The organism is Yersinia aleksiciae, assembly GCF_001047675.1.
Classification (GTDB): domain Bacteria; phylum Pseudomonadota; class Gammaproteobacteria; order Enterobacterales; family Enterobacteriaceae; genus Yersinia; species Yersinia aleksiciae.
Window position 1 is genome coordinate 2489779 of the sequence record NZ_CP011975.1, and the last position, 15448, is coordinate 2505226.

The window sequence follows — 15448 nt, forward strand, 5'->3', positions numbered from 1 at the left end:
CTAAGTTTACAGTAAATTGCTAACAAGATGTTTACAGTGAATGGCGATAGACAGTTGTATCTGACTACGAGTTTGCACACAATAAGAGCCGCCCTGCGATAATGTAGCGGTTTAAAGTAGAATTTTAGGCATAACGCGCTTAAATCGGGCTTTAAGTGCGGGATGATTGTGTCAGTGATGAAACGCCCGTGAGATGTTTTTTTACAGGAAAGTATACCCAATAGGTTTCAAGATGCGGAAGGTGGTGCGCGAACGCAGCCAAACACCAGCAGCCTGAAATATGAAAGGGATAAAATTAATTAGGAGCGCGCGTGCCACGATACCCAATCTTGTGTTTTTTGTGTGTATTGCTCGCCACACCTCTCGCCTACGCTGCTAATGTGCGGTTGCAGGTTGAAGGTCTTAGCGGGGATTTGGAGAGAAACGTCAGGGCGCGTTTATCCACCATTGGGACTGATGAAGTCACGTCCGATGGCCGTTTCCGCTCGCGGGTGGATGAGGCTATTCGTCAGGGGCTACGCGCTTTAGGCTATTACGACCCCACCATCACCTTTGAGTTGCAAGCGCGTCCAGCGCCTGCCCGTTCTGTATTAATTGCCAAAGTGGTTCCCGGCGAGCCGGTTTTGATTGCTGGCGTCGATATTGTCCTGCAAGGCGGAGCGAAAACGGACCCCGACTATTTGGCACTGGTGCGCCGCGATACCCCAAAAATAGGCTCGATCCTCAATCATGGCGATTTTGATAATTTCAAAAGTTCGCTGACCGGTTTGGCGCTACGCCGTGGTTACTTCGATGCCAATATGATTAAAAGCCAGTTGGGCGTGGCTGCCGAGCTGCGCAAAGCATTTTGGGATATCGATTTTGACAGCGGAGAGCGCTACCGCTTCGGTAAAGTTGTCTTCCAGGGATCGCAGATCCGCGAGGATTTTCTGCAAAATTTAGTGCCTTTTCATGAGGGTGAATACTACACCTCTGATGAGCTGGCCGAGCTAAATCGCCGTCTGGCGGCGACGAACTGGTTTAACTCTGTGGTGGTCTCGCCAGATTTTCGTGATGCGAGAAAAACCAAAGTCCTGCCGCTTGATGCGGTCGTCACCCCGCGAACAGAAAACACCATCGAACTGGGGGGCGGTTACGCTACGGATGTGGGGCCACGCCTGACCGGCAGCTGGCGTAAGCCGTGGATGAACTCCTATGGGCACAGTCTGACCACCAGCACCACGCTCTCCGCACCTGAGCAGACGTTGGATTTCAGCTATCGAATCCCGCTGCTGAAAAGTCCGCTGGAACAGTATTACCTGCTACAGGGCGGGTTTAAGCGCACTGACCTCAATGACACAAACTCTGATACCACCACGCTGAACGTGGCCCGATTCTGGGATATGTCCAGTGGTTGGAAGCGCTCGGTTAACCTGCGTTGGAGTCTGGACCACTTTACCCAAGGTAGTGTTACAGACACCACCATGCTGCTGTATCCGGGGGTGAGTATCAGCCGTACCCGCCAGCGAGGTGGGGCGATGCCAGTCTGGGGGGACAGCCAAAACTACTCCATCGACTGGTCTGATACCACATGGGGGTCTGATGTCGATTTCGGCATATTCCAGGCGCAAAACGTCTGGATTCGGACTTTGGGTGAGAAAAACCGCTTTGTGGTGCGTGGCAATTTGGGCTGGATCGAAACTAATAACTTTGACCGCGTACCGCCCTCACTGCGCTTCTTCGCTGGTGGGGACCGCAGTATTCGTGGCTATAAATTCCGTGATATCTCACCACGTGACAGTGAAGGTAAATTGACTGGGGCCTCTAAACTGGCCACCGGTACACTGGAATATCAATACAATGTGACGGGCCGCTGGTGGGGCGCGGTATTCGTCGATTCAGGTGAAGCCGTTAATGACATTCGCAAGAGTGATTTCAAAACCGGTGCTGGGGTCGGGGTACGTTGGGCCTCTCCGGTCGGCCCGATCAAGCTGGATATCGCGAAACCTATTGGTGACAACACCGCACATGGCGTGCAATTTTACATCGGTTTGGGGCCTGAACTATGAGGTGGGTAAAGAGACTCAGCATCGCATTTTTGCTCATTATCCTGCTGCTGGTGGGAACGCTAGCGGGCCTGCTTGGCACCACCAGTGGTTTGCATTTCCTGATCAACAGCGCTGCGCGTTGGGTGCCGGGCCTGGATATTGCCAGTGTCAGTGGCGGCTGGCGTGACCTCACCCTAAAAGGCATTCAGTACCAAATGCCGGGTGTCACCGTCAAAGCGGGTCAATTTCATCTCTCATTGCAGCTCTCTTGCCTTAAGCGTAGCGAGCTATGCGTTAATGCCCTGACCGCGCAAGATGTGGATGTGGTAGTGGATACCCAAGCTATGCCTCCGGCGGTAGAAACCCCCGCCAGCACTGAGCCGATGGGCGAGTTGAGCACCCCGTATCCCATCACTTTGCGCATGTTGTCGCTGAATAATGTCAAAGTCACCATTGATGACACCGCGATTTCGTTGGATGAATTCCGCACTGGCGCACACTGGCAGCAGCGGGCGCTGGACTTAATGCCGACGAAGATCAGTGGCTTGTTAATTGCGTTGCCGAAAACCGTACCCGCCATTGTTCCTGATGCCGCCAAACCCGCGGTGGAAACCGCCATCGCGGTAAAAGAAGCGGCTGAGCAGCAAGCCGCAGCGCCCGTTCCTGCCGCGCCGGAAACCCCGCTCGGTGAAAGCTTAAAAGCCCTGTTTGCCAAGCCGTTATTACCCGAGCTGCCAGACTTCCGTTTGCCACTGGATTTGCAGATTAAATCGATCACTGGGCAGCAGCTTAGACTAACGGGTGATACCGATGTGCTGATCAGCAGCCTCTTGTTGCAAGCCAGCACTCAGGATCAGCGCATCACACTGGATACGCTGGAGATTAAGTCGCCACAGGGTGGGCTATCAGCCCAGGGTGAGGCGATGCTGGCCGATAAGTGGCCGCTGAGTATGGTCGTCAACAGCACGTTGAATGTGGAGCCGCTGAAAGGCGAAAAAGTGAAGCTAACCATCGGCGGCGCACTACGCGAGCAACTCAAGGTGGCGCTGAATTTATCTGGCCCAGTCAGTGCGCAATTGGATGCGGAGACCTCACTGGCGCAGGCAGGTTTACCATTGGCGTTAACCCTGCAAAGCAAGCAACTGCGCTGGCCGCTAGCGGGTGAAGCTGAGTATCAAATCGATAATCTCCGAATGCGCCTCAACGGGGAGGCGACGGATTACGCGCTCTCGATTCGCGCTGATTTGAAAGGCATTGACTTGCCACCTGCGGTATTGACGTTCGATGGTAAAGGCAATGTCGAGCAATTCAATCTGACACGTTTACGTCTGGCGGCGCTGCAAGGCAACACTGACCTGAGCGGTGTGGTGGACTGGAGCAAGGCGGTCAGTTGGAACTCGGTATTGACTCTGTCGGGCATTAACACCGCGAAACAGTGGCCGGAGTGGCCAGCAAAACTGAGTGGCAAGATTGTGACGCGCGGCAGTATCCACGGCGGTAGCTGGCAGTTACAGGTGCCGGAGCTGACACTGGACGGTAATGTGAAACAAAACCGGGTGACGGCTCGTGGTTCATTGACCGGGAATGCTGCGGGTCAGTGGCATATTCCGGGCATTAATCTGGCATTGGGGCGTAATAAGCTGGATGTGAGAGGTGATCTTAACGATCAATGGCAGCTTGATGCCAATGTCGATGCACCACAGCTAGACGGTGCCTTGCCGGGGCTAGCCGGTGTGGTAAAAGGGACGTTGAGATTGCGCGGCAACCTTAAAGCGCCGCAACTGCTGGCGGACCTCACCGCCAACCGTCTGCAATGGCAAGAGTTGAGCATCAATCGGGTGAGGGTCGAGGGCGATGTTCGCTCAGCCGACCAAATTCAGGGCCAGCTAGCCGTCAGGGTTGAGCAGCTCAAGCAAGCTGATTTAGTGGTCAGCCTATTGACGTTGGATGCCCGTGGCAGTGAAAAACAGCATCAGTTACGGCTGAACATGCAGGGTGAACCGGTGTCCGGGCAACTGGCGTTGGAGGGCAGTTTTGACCGTCAGCAAGAGCGTTGGCGCGGCACCCTCAATAATACGCGTTTCGACACGCCGGTCGGTGAATGGCGTTTAAGTCGTGCCATCGCCTTGGATTACCAAAATACGTTACAACGGGTCACCATCGGGCCGCATTGCTGGCTGAACCCGAATGCGGAGTTGTGTGTGCCAAGGGCGATCGAAGCTGGCCCTAGCGGGCAGGCGAGTGTAGTGCTCAACCGTTTTGATTTAGCGATGATAAAACCTTTCCTTGGCCCAGATACCACCATGAGTGGGGTGTTCACTGGGCGGGCAGATGTGAGCTGGAAAGCGGGGAGCAGCCTGCCGGATGTGCGGGTATCACTCAGTGGCAACGGTGTTAAAGTACAGCAGGTGGTGCAGGGTAATCCGCTGCCAATCGCATTTGAAACGTTGAATTTAAATGGCGGATTGGCTAATGGGCAAGTGCGAGCCGACTGGCTTATCAAGCTGGTAAATAACGGTCAGTTCTCGGGGCAGGTGCAGGTCGCAGACCCGGAAGGGCGGCGTAATTTATCCGGTAACATTGCTATCAATAATATCTCGTTGGCAATGATTAACCCGATTCTCAGTGATGGCGAAAAAGCCGCTGGCCTATTAAATGCCAATCTACGTCTGGGGGGTAATGCCAAAAGTCCGTTAGTTTTCGGTCGCTTAGCGCTAGATAATGTGGATGTCGATGGCAGTTTTATGCCATTTGATATTACCGAAGGGCGGCTGGCGATGAATTTCGACGGTATGACCTCAACCTTGGATGGCTTAATTCGGACTTCTCAGGGGCAGCTCAATCTGTCTGGCGATGCCGATTGGCGTGATATCAATGCCTGGCGCGCCCGGATCGCGGCCAAAGGCAACAAGTTGCGTGTCACGATCCCACCGATGGTACGAATAGATGTCTCTCCAGACATTGTTTTTGAAGCCACACCACAGCTGTTTACTCTTAATGGTTCGGTGGATATCCCGTGGGCGCGTATCACCGTGCAGGAAGTGCCCGAAACGGCGGTCGGTGTCTCGTCAGACGAAGTGATGCTCAATAACGATCTGCAGCCAATCTCGCCGCGCTCAACCAGCATCCCTATCAACAGCAATCTGGTTATTCGGGTGGGTAACGATGTGCGCCTGAACGCCTTTGGCCTGAAAGCCCGCTTGCAGGGCGATTTGAAAATGGTTCAAGATCAGCGCGGATTAGGTCTGAACGGGCAAATTAACATCCCATCCGGTAGCTTCCGGGCTTATGGGCAGGATTTGATCGTCAATAAAGGGGTATTGCTGTTCTCTGGCCCGCCGGACCAGCCGTTACTTAATATTGAAGCGATACGAAATCCTGATGCGACCGCTGACGGTGTGACCGCAGGTGTGCGGGTGACAGGGATGGCGGACTCACCACGGCTGGAGATATTCTCAGACCCATCAATGTCACAGCAAGAGGCGCTATCTTATCTGCTACGTGGGCAGGGGCTGGGCAATTCAGGGGCTGACAGCGGCCTGATGACCTCAATGCTGGTCGGCATGGGGGTTGCGCAAAGTGGTAAACTTGTGGGTAAAATCGGCGAGGCATTTGGTGTTAGCAACCTAGCTCTAGATACTCAGGGGGTTGGCGATAGCTCGCAAGTGGTGGTGAGTGGCTATGTCACCAAAGACCTGCAAGTAAAATACGGTGTGGGTATATTTGACTCGCTGGCAACGTTAACATTACGTTATCGGTTGATGCCAAGGTTGTATCTGGAAGCGGTGTCTGGTATTGATCAGGCATTAGATGTGCTTTATCAGTTTGAGTTCTAACAATGCGAATTATTGTCTACGGTAGTTTACGGCGCAAACAAGGTAATAGTCATTGGATGACGGACGCTCAGTTGCTGGGCGAACATGATCTCGAAGGCTATGAAATGTACAATTTAGGCCACTATCCGGCGGTTATCCCCGGAGACGGCACTGTGCATTGTGAAGTTTATCGAATTAACTCGTCGATTATGAATGAGTTAGATGAGCTTAAAAGTAATACCAAAGATTATCGGCGCGAATTGATTCAGACGCCTTATGGCAGTGCGTGGATATATCTTTATCGTTTGCCGATCGAAGGGGTGCCACGTATCTACAGTGGCGATTGGCTCAAACGCCATGAAGAAGACGATAAGCCGTAACCTTTGATTGTCACTAATACGAGTGTGAAATAACCACAAGTTTGAAATAAAAAAACACCGCCCAATGAGCGTAATGCCGATCAGTTAACCGATCCAGTGGCTGTGTAAGAATCCGGAAATGTTGTTCGTTTCCGGATTTTTTTATGCGCACTGCTCAGGCTCTCGACCTTGTTTCCTGCTACGACTCTACACGTAATCCTCTGACTTCACTCGGTAATTTTCTTTACCCTGAACTCATTTCCCGCTGCCTTGCTGAGTCCGGAACCGTGACACTGCGCAAGCGCCGCCTTCCGCTGGAAATGATGGTCTGGTGTATTGTCGGCATGGTTCTTGAACGCAAAGAGCTGCTTCATCAAATCGTTAATCGCCTGGATATCATGCTACCGGGTCATCGTCCTTTTGTTGCCCCGAGCGCCGTTATCCAGGCTCGTCAGCGACTGGGAAGCAATGTTGTCCGCCGGGTGTTTTCACAAACAGCACAGTTATGGCACAACTCTGTCACGCACCCCAATTGGTGTGGGCTGACGCTCCTGGCCAGAGAATGATGTCGCTTTCCCGCGCCAGACTTATGCAGGGAACCCCGGGCTTTATCCTCAGGTAAAAATGGTCTGACAGATGGAGCTGAGTAGCCATCTGCTGACGGCTGCTGCCTTCGGAACGATGAAAGAAAGTGAGTGCACGCTGGCAGAGCAACTGATAGAGCAGACGGGAGATAACACGCAGACATTTATCTGCAAACACAAAGTCTGTCATCTGCTGATATCCATGACTGATGCTATGCGCTATCCCGGGGCCGAAATGGCAGAGCTGTACAGTCACCGGTGGGAAATAGAACTGGTTTACCGTGAGAGCATGCAAACAATGCAGTTGAGCAGACTGACACTGAGAAGCAAGATGGTGAAGCTGCCAGAGCGAAGAGAAAGGGCCTTCCCGAGATAGGTCAAAGAAAGGCCGCATAAATACGGGAAAAAGCCATGAAAAACAGCCAGTCAGATGCTTAACTGACTGGCATTACCTTTATTATGTCATTATGCTTTTAGTTATCACAAAAACTAAAATTATGACTGAGCTCACTATAATGCTTTATTTAGTGACAATATTTTTATTTTTTGTATTTTTGAGACGCATCAATGCGGAATATAAAGAAGTTGACTACACTACGCTACAGTTTAAAATACCTGACTTTCATCGCTGGATTAAACTAATGCAAGGTAGTTCTATACAAGTCGCCCTAAAAGATATTATTGCTGCAATAAGACGTTTCTCATTAGTGGGAATGCTGGGTTGGCAGGACGTGAGACAACGGTATCGCCGCTCAACATTAGGACCCTTCTGGTTGACTATCAGTATGGGGGTAATAATTGGTACTATTGGTATAGTGTTTGGTTCTATCTTTAGAGCACCACTTGCCGAGTTTTTGCCATTCCTCGCTTGCGGCATGATTCTTTGGACTTTTTTCACCACAGTCATCAATGAAGGCTGTGCTGGGTTTATAAGTGCAGAACGTGTAATTAAGCAACTTCCAATACCTTTATTTGTGCATATATTAAGGATTCTTTGGCGTAATATTCTTATATTGGGGCATAATATCGTTATCCTTCCGTTAGTATTTTTGGCTGTCGGTAAACCATTAACTCTTTATGCCTTTCTTGCTATTCCCGGATTTATGCTAACCGTACTAAATTTAACATGGGTAGCACTTGTACTGGGTATATTGTGCGCAAGATATAGAGATCTTCCCCAAATTATTGCCAGCCTACTAAATGTAATATTTTATTTCACACCGATAATGTGGATGCCACATTTAGTACCAGAGAGAGTCGGGGTATATATTCTAGGTTTTAACCCTGTTTTTCATTTGATCAATATTGTACGAGCCCCATTACTTGGCCAATTACCCGGAATGGCTAGTTGGGGTATGGCACTTGCACTTGCTGTGCTTGGATGGTCATTCGCACTTATAGTTTATGGGCGCTATAAGCGTCGAATCGCTTACTGGTTATAAGAAGACTTATATATGGCTTTTGTTGAGTTTAATAACGTTTGCGTAGATTTCCCTATTTACAATGCAGATGGTCGATCATTGAAAAAGCGGCTACTGCAAGTGGCTACGGGTGGGCAGTTAGGTTCGGACCAACAAGGAAGAGTTGTTGTCCGTGCAATTGATAACTTATCATTTACGCTTAAAGACGGCGATAGAGTCGGTCTTTTGGGGCATAATGGTGCCGGTAAAAGTACACTTCTCCGCCTACTAAGTGGTGCATATGAACCTTCATCAGGAACGGCAAAAACATCTGGTGAAATTGGGTCACTGATTGATATTTCTCTCGGTATCGATGCTGAAGCGACTGGTAGAGAAAATATATATCTACGCGGTGGCCTATTAGGCCGTACTCGTGCAGAAATTACAGCTCGGCTAGATGAAATTATAGAATTTTCAGAATTAGGTGATTTCGTTGATATGCCCGTACGCACATACTCTACTGGTATGCATCTGCGTCTTGCTTTTGCTGTTTCCACTATTGTTCGCCCAGAAATTCTGTTGATGGATGAGTGGCTTTCTGTTGGTGATGAAGGGTTTAAACAAAAAGCTGAAACCCGACTAAGTGAAATGGTGCAAGCGACCAATATTTTAGTTATTGCATCTCACTCCAGAAGTCTAGTGATGAAAACATGCAATAGGGCAATATGGTTAGAACACGGGAAAATTTTCATGGATGGAGATGTCGAATCAGTATGTTCTAGCTATTTTGGTTAGAAAAATATAATAGTTGGGAAGGTTAGTATGACCATTACATCCGAGTTATGTGAGTTTGTTGCAAAAACAGCTTCACGAGTAATGTTAGAGAAGAAACCTTTATGGGTTAGCGGAAATATCTCGGAGTTTGACCAACCACTACTGATGGGGCTCACCAAATTAACGCGCCCCAAAAAGGTTGTTGAAATCGGGGTCGCCAGTGGTTGGAGTGGGTGCCTCTTTATGGATATTCTTGAGGCGAATGGTCAGCCAGCTGAATACATTGGCATCGACCTTTCTCCAACTTATTATATCGACCCTTCAAGAAAAACTGGGGCAGCCATTTCAGAGTTATTTCCTAGCTCCCCAATTAACGCTAAACTCTTGCTTGGTTCTTTTGCTATTGATCTACAAAAAGAGATTGGTAACGATGTCGATTTAGCGTTTATCGATGGTAATCATATGCATCCTTGGGCGATATTAGATTTTTTGTCGTTAATGCCTACGCTTAGTCCATCTGCATATGTACTGATACACGATTTAAATCTTTCTACCTATGAGCGGCATAATCAAGCTAATAGAGGTCCGAAATATTTATATGAATGTTGGCCTTTTGAAAAACTTCATTCTTCGCAATACCTACCCATGATTGGCGCTGTTAGAATGCCCCAAAGGATCGATGAGGAATTTCTTACGCTCCTACTAAATACGACCTATACACCTTGGGAAGCAAAGATTACTCCTTCAATCCTTGTGAAGATAGCTTCTTCTATAGGCAATGAGTATGGCTCTAGTTGGGGGAGAAAGTTTCAGCGAGCTTTTGATCAAATGAATTTGACTACAACCAACTTCACAAAAAGCAGTAGTCATCAAGATTTTATCGAGGAGCTTATCCGCATTGTTTCCCGCCATCCAAATTCTCCCGCTCATTTAGAAATGCTACATTCTGCTACTTTTGTTTTCCCTGAATCAGCTAAACTGTTCCACCATTTATCTGTATTACAATATCGAGCAGGAAACATTGAAGAGGCATTAACTTCATCGTTACAATCCATTAACCTACTCGAAACAAATGCCCATTATATTTCCTTTCTTGGGGAGTTATATCTAGCTTCAGATAATTTAATACAGGCGGGTGAATATTTACGTAAAGCCATTCTATTGCAGGATGATGTTTCTATTTTTCACTATAGGCTGGCACTTATGTGCGAAAAATCCGGGCTTTTAAATGAAGCAATTAGCTCTGCGCGCAGAGCTAATCAATTAACATCCAATAATTCTGATTTTGAAAAGCTGCTTCAACGTCTTTCAAACTAACAACGATCGTCGAGCACCTCTCGGGAATATCTAAATAAATATACTGTATGCACAAGAAATAATTACATTATGTCATTAAAGTTCAATAGTAACATTTGGATATACTTATTTTTGATAATTAAGTCGGGATATTATGAAAAAAATAGTACATATCAAGATTTCTGATTCAGGTTGGATCCTTGAAAAACTAGCAAGTGAGATAACCAATCGATTGCCTTACGTTAGTTTTGGTCTTGACACAAACAGCTCTGCTGAAATTCAATATTACATGACATACGGATGTCGGCAGGAAAGAGTTTCCCCTATTGAACTCGCTTTATTTACCCATAAAGAGGAAGTGGCAGCCGCGGCCGCGAAATTTGATTCTGTTGCATCAGAGGTCGATTTTTGCATAGCACAATCGCTGAAAACAGAAGATATTATCCGTAAAATTGGTCTGACAAACGTCCAGACTATTTCTCCTGGTGTTGATTTAAATCGCTTCTCTCCAACAGTTCGCATTGGGGTCGTTGGACGGACATATCATACTGGGCGCAAAGGCGAAAAACTTGTTGCTCAAGTAATGGATATTCCTGGTATTGAATGGCACTTCACAGGTACAGGTTGGCCAGGTCCCGCCAGTTTTATTGACGAAGATAAACTGCCTGAATTTTATCGCTCACTAGATTATATACTCGTGCCCGCTTTAATTGAGGGCGGGCCTATGTGTGTACTTGAAGCTCTGGCAAGTGGCTGTAAAGTAATTGCTTCACCCGTAGGCTGGGTTCCTCAATTTCCACATATCGGATTTAAACTGGGCGATGCTGCAGATTTGCGCCGGGTGCTACTGCAAGTCGTTGAAGAAAAACTGGTATTAAGAAGAAGTGTTGAAGATTATACTTGGGAATCATGGGCCAAAAACCATCATAACCTTTTTAGTCAATTGCTAGGACGCGATCCCTGTTTAGGTAACAAAGAAAATCAACTACAGATACTAGATACTAAAATGAAAACTGTTAATACAACTAATAAGCTCAGCGCACTTGTTGCGGTTCATGGTCAAGAAATGACGGCTTCGTTGGGGGGCCCTTCAATACGGGCACCGAAAACAGTCGCAGCTTTGCGCAATATTGGTTTAACGGCTGATTTTATCTCAAACCGTAATTTCTCTGTAGACAATGTCGATCTCGTTCATGTTTTGAATGTTTGGCATCCTACTGAATGTGAAGTATTACTAAGACAAATAGAAAAAAATAATCGCCCCTCTGTACTATCGCCAATATTCCTTGATCTTTCTGAGTTGAATTTTTATAACATCAAAGTTAGACAAATCCTGTCAAACAATGAAGATATTGTCGATGTTAACAAAGAGCTTTCCGCCTTACGGCGTGAAATCACAGCTCACCGAAAGAAACCGATGCTCGAACGTGAACCTCTTCCCAATTATTTTGCATCTGTCCGCCGTTTAGCCTCTTATGCCAATCATTTAATTCTGTTAAGTGATCTTGAGAAAACCCTCCTTGAGCAAATTGGTGTTTCGCATCCCTCAATAAGCATTGTCAAAAATCCAGTTGATGCTTCGGTATTTAATCACGGTGATCCCAAATTATTCAGAGAACTCATCGGGGTTGAGGATTATGTACTTTGTGTCGGTAGAATTGAATCTAGAAAGAACCAGGCACTTCTTGCACTCGCGCTACGAGATACTAATGTTCCACTGGTCCTTATCGGACACGAAGCTGATTCTAAATATGCAGATTTAATAAGAAAATGGGGCGGTGATAATGTTATTTTTGCTGGCCGGGTTGAAGCTAACAGCCCAATGCTGGCTTCGGCATTTGCCGGTGCAAAAGTCTTCTGTCTACCATCTTGGAGTGAAGGTGCGCCCTTAGTTGCTCTGGAAGCTGCCGCTGCAGGTTGTAATATGGTTCTGAGTAACCGATCATCAGAGTCAGAGTATTTCGGCGATTTAGCTCGGTATATTGACCCGGCGAATCCTGATGACATACGAGCCAAAATTTTAGATGCGTGGAATGATTCCAACACACTCAAATCTGAGCGTTCAGAACAACTTAAAGAAAAAATGCGTACCCAGCATAGTTGGGAAAATTATGCTATTCAGACTAAAGACGCTTATGAATCAGCATTAAAAGTAGAAGCTGAGAAGCTATTATCATTACCGATCATTGGACAAAGAAAGAAACGTGTTTTTGTTGATTTAACAACAATGGCACACCATAACGCGACACCAACAGGTATTGCACGTGTTGAAAGTCGGCTAGCAAATGAATTGCATAAATATTATAAGTCAGAAATACATTATATTGTCTGGAACTCATTCTATCGTAAGTTTATCAAAGTTAGTTTCTCTGAATTTGAAAATGGTAATATACGAAGTTTTGCTGGCAAAAAAAATGCCAGTACTAACGATAGTATTCCACGCTCTATCTGCAACTTCCAAAAAGATGACATACTACTCGTCTTCGGTGGTGCATGGATAAGAAACACTCACTATCTAAAAGATCTACGGGCATTAAAACTGATGTTTGGCATAACACTTGTCACTACAGTTTACGATGTTATTCAACATAAACTGAAATTCTTATTCCCTGAAGGGGTTGGTGATCAATTTGCCGTAAATTGCCGTCAAATATTAACGATTTCTGACATGGTACTGACTTGCTCCAACCAAAGTCGCCAAGATATTGTGGACTTCTGCCTTGAAACTCAAACACCATTATGCCCAATTTCTGTTTTCAGATTAGGAGATGAAGCTGTTTATTCTAACCCTGAAGCAGATGTTGAACTTCAGAGAGAAGGGCTAACAGATTTAGCGAGCGATGATAAATTTGTTATGTTTGTCAGTACTATTGATGTGCGAAAAAACCACTCTCTTTTACTGATGTTATGGAAAGGGTTGATCAGTGAATATGGTGATGCAGTACCTAAACTAGTCTTGGTTGGTGGCGTAGGCTGGCGTGGTGAAGAAACAGTAAGTATCCTTAATCACAATCCAATCCTCAAAGATAAGGTCCTGATGCTGCATGGCATTGAAGATGCGACTTTAGACTGGCTTTATACCCATTGTCTCTTCACTGTTTTTCCTTCTAGCTATGAAGGCTGGGGATTACCTGTCGCTGAAAGTTGCCGATATGGTAAGTTTTGTATTTCTTCAAATGCAGGTTCATTACCCGAAGTCGCACCTGACCATGTTGAATACATTGACCCCTTAGATTGTATTGCTTGGTATAAAGCATTGCAGAAATATTGTTTTAACCCTGAGTTATTGGCAGAAAAAACTCAACTAGCGAAAAGTTATAAACCAACAGACTGGCAATTAACTGCTAAGCAAGTAATTGAATCAATAGATGATATTCATACAACTGAGCGAATGTCTTCGTTAAGTATTGGTGATGAAATTAGCTTTATGCTGAATGCTGAACCTCGCTCACTCAAAAGTAACAAGTTCACTCTCAAGGGTTGGTCTAACAATGAAAATGGAGGGACTTGGACTGTCGGTAATCAAGCAATACTAGGATTCCAGTTTGATCAAGCCCATATTAGCACGTTAGCTTTGTGCTTTTCTGCGTTCGGCTACTCTCCGGCAGGGGAAGCGATCAATGTGACCGTACTGGTTAATGGTGTAATAGTCGCAAAATGGATTGTTGATGGCGTCGCTTCTGATCTCTTAGCTCCAATACCATTATCAGTTCTGCAATCATCCCGTAATTTAAAGGTTGAACTCAGGATAGAGAATCCTAAGTCTCCTTCGCAATTTGGCGTGAATGATTGGCGTTTGCTGGGTATACATGTTCGGAGCGCAAGTCTTATTCAGCAGAAAGAAGCACCCTTAATACCGTTATTGGTATCTACCGTAAAGGCAAAAGCACCTGCCATAGTGATCCAGAAACCAAATATTACACACAAGATCAAAAATCGATTGAGACGGCTTAAGAACGCGGTTAGTTAATAGCATTAACTAACTTGAATTTATTTCGAAAGATCGATGAGTTTAGAATGATATAATACCCCAAATTCTATGGAATGCGGGGTAATACATTATGCTTCACTCTGATCATGGAAGGGATGCCATGTTCCCGGCACCGTCATTGAGATACTTGGGATTAATGCTTTAGGAATGAATAAATGAAAGTACTTGTAACCGGATCTGCTGGCTTTATCGGTTCTGCTCTTGTTCTTAGACTGCTAGAGCGGGGTGATACTGTTATTGGGGTAGATAATCATAATAATTATTACGATCCAGCAATTAAAGAAGCTCGCCTTGCAAGACACATCAATCATCCAAACTATACTCATCTGCGAGTTGATCTTGCTGATCGGTTAGCCATCCAGGATTGTTTCGTCGCGCATAAACCACAAGGAGTCGTCAATTTAGCAGCGCAAGCCGGTGTTCGCTACTCCATCGATAACCCACTCGCCTATATTGATAGCAATATTCTCGGTTTTGCGCATATTCTAGAAGGATGCCGCCACAATGCGGTAGAGCATCTTGTTTATGCCAGCAGCTCAAGTGTTTACGGTGCAAATACATCAGTACCTTTCTCCGTTCATCAAAGTGTAAACCATCCACTAAGTCTTTATGCGGCGACAAAAAAATCGAACGAATTAATGGCGCATACATATAGCCATCTTTATGGGCTACCAACCACTGGGCTTCGTTTCTTTACAGTATATGGTCCATGGGGTCGTCCTGACATGGCCCTATTTAAATTTACCAAAGCGATTTTGGCAGGTGAGTCTATACAGATATTTAATCACGGAAAACACCGGCGTGACTTTACTTATATCGACGATATTATCGAAGGCATTGTTCGTGTATTAGATAAACCAGCCCAAAAGGATGAGGGGTGGAATAGCGATACTCCAGACCCAGCCACAAGTAAAGCACCTTGGCGCGTTTATAACATTGGCAATAAAAAGCCTGAGGAATTAATGGACTATATTACTGCATTAGAAAAAACACTGGGTAAAAAAGCCAAACAAGAATTTCTACCATTACAGCCTGGAGATGTAACTGACACTTATGCAAACATTGATGATCTAGTTGAAAATTTTCACTATACACCGAAGGTGGAAATTGAAGAGGGTATTGGATATTTCGTTGACTGGTATCGTAGTTACTTTAAATAATTTAAGCGGCAAAAGAACATAGAATTATGTTTTTAATTTAAT

Annotated in this window: 8 protein-coding genes and 1 pseudogene; all 9 read left to right on the top strand. The window is 46.1% G+C overall.

The genetic code is table 11. The annotated features are described in order from the left end of the window. Window positions 1-311: 311 nt before the first annotated feature. The 9 genes and pseudogenes from tamA (at window position 312) to ACZ76_RS11320 (ending at window position 15406) form a co-directional block, all read left to right on the top strand. Window positions 312-2048 (top strand): autotransporter assembly complex protein TamA, encoded by a 1737-nt coding sequence (gene tamA, locus ACZ76_RS11280; RefSeq protein WP_048619016.1) that lies wholly within the window; start codon window positions 312-314, stop codon window positions 2046-2048. Further along, on the top strand, window positions 2045-5863 hold the full coding sequence (gene tamB, locus ACZ76_RS11285; protein ID WP_048619017.1) for an autotransporter assembly complex protein TamB: 3819 nt from the start codon (window positions 2045-2047) through the stop codon (window positions 5861-5863). The genes tamA and tamB overlap by 4 nt, the downstream gene beginning before the upstream one ends. A 2-nt stretch (window positions 5864-5865) precedes the next feature. Then, window positions 5866-6222, top strand: a complete 357-nt coding sequence (locus ACZ76_RS11290) for a gamma-glutamylcyclotransferase family protein (RefSeq protein WP_048619018.1) — start codon at window positions 5866-5868, stop codon at window positions 6220-6222. Between the two features lie 143 nt (window positions 6223-6365). Beyond that, a pseudogene (locus ACZ76_RS18825) lies at window positions 6366-7137 on the top strand (transposase domain-containing protein); the annotation flags it as partial. Window positions 7138-7282: 145 nt separating this feature from the next. Continuing rightward, the gene (locus ACZ76_RS11300) at window positions 7283-8227 is read left to right on the top strand and encodes an ABC transporter permease (protein ID WP_235428195.1); all 945 of its coding nucleotides are present in this window, start codon (window positions 7283-7285) and stop codon (window positions 8225-8227) included. A 12-nt stretch (window positions 8228-8239) separates the two neighbouring features. Continuing rightward, a complete protein-coding gene (locus ACZ76_RS11305) occupies window positions 8240-8980 on the top strand; it encodes an ABC transporter ATP-binding protein (protein WP_048619019.1) in 741 nt (246 codons plus the stop codon). A 27-nt stretch (window positions 8981-9007) separates the two neighbouring features. Next, complete coding sequence (locus ACZ76_RS11310; RefSeq protein WP_048619020.1) at window positions 9008-10276, top strand: class I SAM-dependent methyltransferase; 1269 nt, start codon at window positions 9008-9010, stop codon at window positions 10274-10276. A gap of 133 nt (window positions 10277-10409) precedes the next feature. Beyond that, window positions 10410-14225 carry a glycosyltransferase gene (locus ACZ76_RS11315; RefSeq protein ID WP_048619021.1) on the top strand — a complete coding sequence of 1272 codons (3816 nt, stop codon included), beginning with the start codon at window positions 10410-10412 and terminating at the stop codon, window positions 14223-14225. A 176-nt stretch (window positions 14226-14401) separates the two neighbouring features. Continuing rightward, window positions 14402-15406, top strand: coding sequence for an NAD-dependent epimerase (locus ACZ76_RS11320; RefSeq protein WP_048619022.1), 1005 nt, complete (start codon window positions 14402-14404; stop codon window positions 15404-15406). Window positions 15407-15448 lie beyond the last annotated feature (42 nt).

Excerpts from the sequence above, each read along its gene's own strand:
- tamB (WP_048619017.1), top strand. The coding sequence starts at position 2,045 with ATGAGGTGGGTAAAGAGACTCAGCATCGCATTTTTGCTCATTATCCTG.
- ACZ76_RS11290 (WP_048619018.1), top strand. The coding sequence starts at position 5,866 with ATGCGAATTATTGTCTACGGTAGTTTACGGCGCAAACAAGGTAATAGT.
- ACZ76_RS11300 (WP_235428195.1), top strand. The coding sequence starts at position 7,283 with ATGACTGAGCTCACTATAATGCTTTATTTAGTGACAATATTTTTATTT.
- ACZ76_RS11305 (WP_048619019.1), top strand. The coding sequence starts at position 8,240 with ATGGCTTTTGTTGAGTTTAATAACGTTTGCGTAGATTTCCCTATTTAC.
- ACZ76_RS11310 (WP_048619020.1), top strand. The coding sequence starts at position 9,008 with ATGACCATTACATCCGAGTTATGTGAGTTTGTTGCAAAAACAGCTTCA.
- ACZ76_RS11315 (WP_048619021.1), top strand. The coding sequence starts at position 10,410 with ATGAAAAAAATAGTACATATCAAGATTTCTGATTCAGGTTGGATCCTT.
- ACZ76_RS11320 (WP_048619022.1), top strand. The coding sequence starts at position 14,402 with ATGAAAGTACTTGTAACCGGATCTGCTGGCTTTATCGGTTCTGCTCTT.